At 43.3% G+C, this 6,195-nt stretch carries 6 protein-coding genes; 5 read left to right on the top strand and 1 reads right to left on the bottom strand.

The features are described 5' to 3' along the window. Positions 1–433: 433 nt before the first annotated feature. From WJ238_RS04090 to WJ238_RS04070, 5 genes are all read left to right on the top strand, one after another. The gene (locus WJ238_RS04090) at positions 434–1,228 is read left to right on the top strand and encodes a hypothetical protein (RefSeq protein ID WP_337606229.1); all 795 of its coding nucleotides are present in this window, start codon (positions 434–436) and stop codon (positions 1,226–1,228) included. A 110-nt stretch (positions 1,229–1,338) separates the two neighbouring features. Then, on the top strand, positions 1,339–1,500 hold the full coding sequence (locus WJ238_RS04085; RefSeq protein WP_256193234.1) for a hypothetical protein: 162 nt from the start codon (positions 1,339–1,341) through the stop codon (positions 1,498–1,500). Positions 1,501–1,578: 78 nt separating this feature from the next. After that, positions 1,579–2,409 (top strand): PHP domain-containing protein, encoded by an 831-nt coding sequence (locus WJ238_RS04080; protein ID WP_230106800.1) that lies wholly within the window; start codon positions 1,579–1,581, stop codon positions 2,407–2,409. 174 nt (positions 2,410–2,583) lie between these two features. Beyond that, positions 2,584–3,750, top strand: coding sequence for an iron-containing alcohol dehydrogenase (locus WJ238_RS04075; protein ID WP_337606227.1), 1,167 nt, complete (start codon positions 2,584–2,586; stop codon positions 3,748–3,750). A 10-nt stretch (positions 3,751–3,760) separates the two neighbouring features. Continuing rightward, a complete protein-coding gene (locus tag WJ238_RS04070; RefSeq protein WP_337606226.1) occupies positions 3,761–5,131 on the top strand; it encodes an aldehyde dehydrogenase in 1,371 nt (456 codons plus the stop codon). Positions 5,132–5,229: 98 nt separating this feature from the next. Here the strand turns inward: WJ238_RS04070 and feoB are convergent. Next, positions 5,230–6,195, bottom strand: a 966-nt coding sequence (gene feoB / locus WJ238_RS04065; protein WP_337606225.1) for a ferrous iron transport protein B, incomplete at its 5' end; no start/stop codon positions are given.

Below are 6,195 nucleotides of genomic sequence, written 5' to 3'. Positions count from 1 at the left end.
CCGTACCTCCTTTTCTTAAACTACCGAAATAATAAACCTACTCAAAACATTTAGCTATTTGTACTGATGCTTTATAAATGAAATCCAAAAAGGTTGATATTGAAAGTCAGAGTATTGAGAAAGTATTTGGAAGAATATTAGTATGAAGAAGGTTATGATGGACAGTAAAGACCATACGATGAAAGGAATAAAGATCAGTATAAAAAAACAAAAATCATTTTTTTACTACATATGTAGAGAAAGGGAAAAAGAATGATTGAACCACAGAAGTAGAGATGGGTGTTGATTGAAAATACAATTGATGCCCATCTCTATTAATGATTAAAAATATAGGAGGGGGATCTTTCCAGATGCATTTACAGGGTTAACAGAAATGCAAAAAAGTGTTATAATACTCTCGCAGATAATTAATAAAGGGACAAAGGAGAATTTTATGAACGAATTAATATCTATCATAAACCAGGTGTCCGGTGGGGAGCCGGAAGAGATTATTTATGATTTGCAGTCTGTTATACAGAATAGTACCGCTTCCATGATTGCCGGGATAGTAATCGGACTTCTCATCTGCTTTTTTGGATTGAAATTGATACGAGTCCTGGCTGCATTGGCAGGAGCGCTTGCAGGAGCGGTTATTGGCCTGGCAGCAGGAATTATGTTTGGTCTGGAAGGTACTGTCATGCTTATTGCGGCAGGAGCGCTTGCGGTAATTTTGGCATGTCTGTCGGCGATTTTGTACAGAGTAGGAGCGTTTGTATGGCTGTTGATGCTGGGGGCAGGAGCGGCTTTGATAACGTTTACGCCTGATTCTTTACTGACGGCTTTTATCTGTCTGGGAGCGGGTTTGATCCTTGGTATTATCACAGCGATTTTTTTGGATCCTATTATCATTATTATTTCAGCGGTCGCAGGCGGATTTATTGCCGGTATTTCAGCAGCAGAACTGACAGGGCTTGCTGAAAGCTTCCTTATTACAGTCCTGGCCAGTCTTGTGCTGGCTGTGATCGGTCTTGTTATACAGTTTATGATGAAATCACGGGAGGTCGGCAAGAAGGAAAGACTGTATTCCGAGAGTTTCCGTGAGAAGGAATCCATGGAAACAGAAGTTGAGAGAGCCAGAATGCTTCTGGACGATGAGGATGGAGAAAAAAAGAGTTCGCCAGATGACGAGGATTCTGTCAGGGAAAGTGAAGATGATGAGGACGACGATGACATAACCTTTATAGAATAGAACGGAAAAATTTGAAAATATAAAAGCAAGTACATTTTATTGCACACCTCTTTTGCTATAGTCAGTTCATAGGAAGAGAGGTGTTTGCTATGTATAGGATAAGCAGAATTTTGATACTGATAATTGGATTGGTTTTATCTACAGGTGCGGCGATTTTATTTGGATTTACAGAAGCGGAACTTCCCTGGAGTGTGTGCATGGCGGTGTGGATGGCCGGTTTTGGAATGATACGCTTTTCGTCCAGGAAATATACCGGAGAAAGAAGAGTATAGGTTTTTTTGCCTCTTTGTGCTATAATAAAATCAGTTTTAAGGGATATATTAAACGGAAAGAGCAAAGGAGGCTTACTTATGAAATTGGATATGCATTGTCATGTGAAGGAAGGATCTATTGACAGTAAAGTAAGCTTGGATGATTATATTAGCAAACTGAAAGCTGAAGGTTTCGACGGAATGCTGATCACAGATCATGACACATATAAAGGCTACAGGCACTGGAAATACGAAATGAAGGGAAAGAAACACGAAGATTTTGTAGTTCTGAAAGGTATTGAGTATGATACATGCGATGCCGGACATATTATCTGTGTAATGCCTGAAGGGGTTAAGATGCGTTTGCTGGAGCTGAAAGGAATGCCGGTGAACATGCTGATCGACTTTGTCCACCGGCATGGGGGAATATTGGGACCGGCACATCCCTGCGGAGAAAAATATTTAAGTTTTACGAATACGAAAAAGTATTTCCGCTCCCCGGAAACGATAAAAAGATTTGATTTTATCGAAGCTTTTAATGCCTGCGAATCGGAAGAATCCAATGAAAAAGCGGCCAGATTGGCGATGAAATATCAGAAGCCGGGTATTGGAGGGAGTGATTCTCACAAAATAGAGTGCGTCGGCATGGGATATACGATTTTGCCGCGGCATGTTACGTGTGAGACAGAGCTGATTTCCCTTATAAGGGAAAAAGTTCCGGTGGAGGTTGGAGGAAGCCTCTACGGAAAAACAACAAAGGATAAGCTTGGAAAAATGAATAAACTGCTTGTATATTCTTTTTGGTTTTACAATAAGGGAGGAGAGCTTTTGAAACGGCGTAAGAGGAAGGAAAAGGGAAAAGTCGAAAACCCTGTAAATCCGATTGATCCGATTGAAATTCCTTACCTTGAAAAAGTAAACAAACAGTGAGCAGTGAGGACAGGTTTTGATAAAGGACCTGTCCTTGCCTTATGCTTCGAAAATACAAAGGATATTTTGGGACTGCCAAGGTGCAGCAGGAGGCGGGGTAAGGCGGAATGAAATGAGGGAAAGAAAGGAAAAGAAAAAATGTACAGATTATGGTGTCGCATCTATCAGAAAATTATGAAATTTGCAATGGATCATGTTCCGTTTTGGCGTAAGCCAAAATTGATTACAGGACGGGACAGTTTAAAGAAACTTCCGGATATGCTAAAAAGGAAAGGATTCCGAAATGTTATGCTGGTAACAGATCCGGGAATTGCGTCTCTGGGACTTCATGAGCCTTTGGTGCAGTGGATACGCGAAGAAGGGATACAATGCGTTGTTTATGATAAAACTACGGCAAATCCGACCATTGCCAACGTGGAAGAGGCGCTGCAGCTTTACAAGGAAAACGGGTGCCATGCACTGATTGCTTTCGGAGGAGGTTCTCCGATGGACTGTGCCAAAGGAGTAGGTGCAAGAGTGGCAAGGCCTCACAAAAAAATTCAATCTATGCGGGGTGAACTGAAAATCTGGAAACCGATCCCTCTTCTTGTGGCGATTCCTACTACATCAGGGACCGGAAGCGAAACGACCCTTGCAGCTGTGCTGACTGACGAGAAAACTCATGAAAAATACGCGCTGAATGATTTTGTACTGATTCCCAAATATGCAGTGCTGGATCCGGTGCTTACGAGAGGTCTTCCGCCGCATATTACAGCTACAACAGGTATGGATGCTCTGACCCATGCAGTGGAGGCTTACATAGGAAAAAGTAATACGAAAGAGACAATCGAAGACAGTGTTTCGGCAGTGAAGCTTATTTTTAAGAATCTGGAAAAGGCTTATCAAAACGGGGAAGACATGGAAGCAAGAGAGAATATGCAGAAAGCCTCGTTTCTGGCAGGAGCGGCTTTTACAAGAGCGTACGTCGGATATGTTCATGCTATTGCCCACAGTCTGGGAGGAGAGTATGGGATTCCCCACGGACTTGCCAATGCGGTAATCCTCCCATATGTGCTGGAAGCATATGGAAGTTCTGTGTACATATCGCTGGCAGAATTGGCTGATATTGTGAAGATAGGACAGCATCTGGAATCAGATCAGGAAAAGGCCAATGCCTTTATTGCAGAGATCAAAGCGATGAATCAGAGGATGGGTATTCCGGACAAGTTGGACGGCATATTGGAAGACGATATTGATATGCTGGCAAAACGGGCGGCTAAAGAGGCAAATCCGCTTTATCCGGTACCGAAGATTATGAAAAAAGATCAGTTGAAGGAGATTTATTATCAAATTCGCAGGTAGGAGGAAGAAAATGAGCAATAATTATAAAGAGATTTTAAATCGCCAGAAAGAATATTTCCGTACGGGAGAAACGAAAAATGTTGCTTTCCGCCTGGCGCAGCTGGAGCGGATGCAGGATTGGATCGGCAAAAATGAGGAAGCGATCATGGAGGCGCTGCATAAAGATCTTCATAAAGCACCCTTTGAAGCTTATGCAACGGAAATCGGTATTGTGAAAGAAGAGATCAGATATACATTGAAACATTTACGGGGCTGGGCCAGACCAAAGAGGGTGCCAACGCCCATTACACAGTTTCCTTCCCGGTCGTTTATCTATTCGGAACCGTATGGAACAGTGCTTATCATGTCCCCATGGAATTATCCGTTTCAACTTACCATAGCACCTCTGGTAGGAGCTTTGAGTGCAGGAAACTGTGCAGTAGTTAAGCCTTCCGCTTATTCTTCCGCAACATCGGCTCTGATTGCAAGAATGATAAAAGAGCTGTTCCCGAAAAAATATGTTACTGTAATTGAGGGCGGAAGAAAGGAAAATGAAGCGCTGTTAAGTGAAAAGTTTGACTATATTTTCTTTACGGGGAGTGTAAATGTAGGGAAATATGTCATGGAGAAGGCTTCCAGGCACTTAACTCCTGTCAGTCTGGAGTTGGGAGGAAAGAGTCCCTGTATTGTAGATGAAACAGCTGATATTGCTTTGGCGGCAAAGAGAATCGTATGGGGAAAATTTTTAAACAGCGGACAGACCTGTGTGGCGCCGGATTATATTTTTGTCCATAAAAGCGTGAAGGATAAACTGCTGAAGCAGATGACCAAACAGATCCGCAGGATGTTCGGGACAGATCCCTGCAGGAATGAAGAGTACCCTAAGATGATCAACGAGAAACATTATGAGCGTGTCCTTGGCCTGACGAAAGATGCTCATGTCGTATGCGGCGGAGGCAGCAGAAAAGAAACGCTTCAGATTGAGCCTACTATTCTGGATCAGGTAAGCTGGGATCATCCGGTGATGCAGGAAGAAATTTTCGGACCGGTACTGCCTGTTTTGACTTTCTATGATCTGGAAGAAGTAGTGGCGCAGGTGACAGCAAGACCTAAACCGCTTGCCCTTTATCTTTTTACCGGAAGAAAGGAAAGAGAGGCTTATATTCTGAAGCATATTTCCTATGGGGGAGGATGTATCAATGACACGGTAGTTCATCTTGCTACATCCCATATGCCTTTTGGAGGAGTGGGAAACAGCGGAATGGGAGGATACCACGGAAAGGCCAGCTTCGATACCTTTACCCATCAGAAGAGTATCATGAAAAAGTCAGTGCATATTGATATTCCGGTGCGTTATGCACCGTATAAGAAAAAGCTGAATCTTTTGAAAAAGATACAGTAGATACAAATTGACACGTAACAAACTTTAAAAGTGTTACGTGTCAATTTGCGTTATACCCTGTGTAAAATTGCAGAATACCCTGTGTAAAACTGCAGTTTTTAAAAAAGAAGACCGATATGATAGACGATAAAGCTCATAACCCATGCGACAGCAAACTGGAAGAAGACAAAGCAGGCGGTGATCCGTCTGCTTTCCGTTTCCCGGCGGATCGTTGCAATAGTTGCGGTACACGGAATATACAGAAGACAGAATACCATAAGGGAGTAGGCGTTGACAGCGCCGAATCCCATAGTGCCCAAAGTGGAAGCCATAGCGGACATTCCATGAGCTGTTGTAATATTCTGGATGCCGAACAGGACGCCGCAGCTGGATACGACCACTTCTTTTGCGGCGATTCCGGCGATCAAAGCTACAACAATCTGCCAGTAGCCAAGCCCAAGTGGAGTGAAGATGGGAACAATGGCCTTGCCGATATAAGAGCCAAAACTTAAACTGATATCGGTCACGTATCCTGACGGTCCAAAATTCAGAAGTATCCACATGATCACTGAGGCAATGAAAATAACAGTTCCGGCCTTGGTGAGATAATCTTTTATCTTTTCCCATACATAGATGGCAATGGTGCGGGCATTTGGCGTTTTATATTCCGGCAGTTCGATCAGCAGATTGTGTTCTGCTTTGCTGCCGTCAAATTTGGAAATGACAAAAGCAGCAGTTATAGCGACCAGGATTCCCAGAAGATACATGGAATAACAGACGATCATAGCGTTGCCTCCGAAAAACATAGAGGAGAACAGCACGTAGATCGGAAGTCTTGCACTGCAGGACATAAATGGAGTAATTAAAATGGTTTTCAGCCGGTCTTTTCTGTGTTCTAGGGCCCGGGAAGCCATAACGGCGGGAACGGAACAGCCAAAGCCGAGAAGAAGCGGAATAAAAGCTCTTCCCGACAACCCCAGATGCCCCATAATGTCGTCCATGACAAAGGCGACTCTGGACATATATCCGCTGTCCTCCAAAAAAGCAAGAGCCAGGAATAAAATAAAAATATTGGGCAGGAACGT

The sequence above is a fragment of the Claveliimonas sp. genome (assembly GCF_037273965.1).
GTDB classification, from domain to species: domain Bacteria; phylum Bacillota; class Clostridia; order Lachnospirales; family Lachnospiraceae; genus Claveliimonas; species Claveliimonas bilis.
This window is presented reverse-complemented; position numbering and strand designations above follow the sequence as displayed.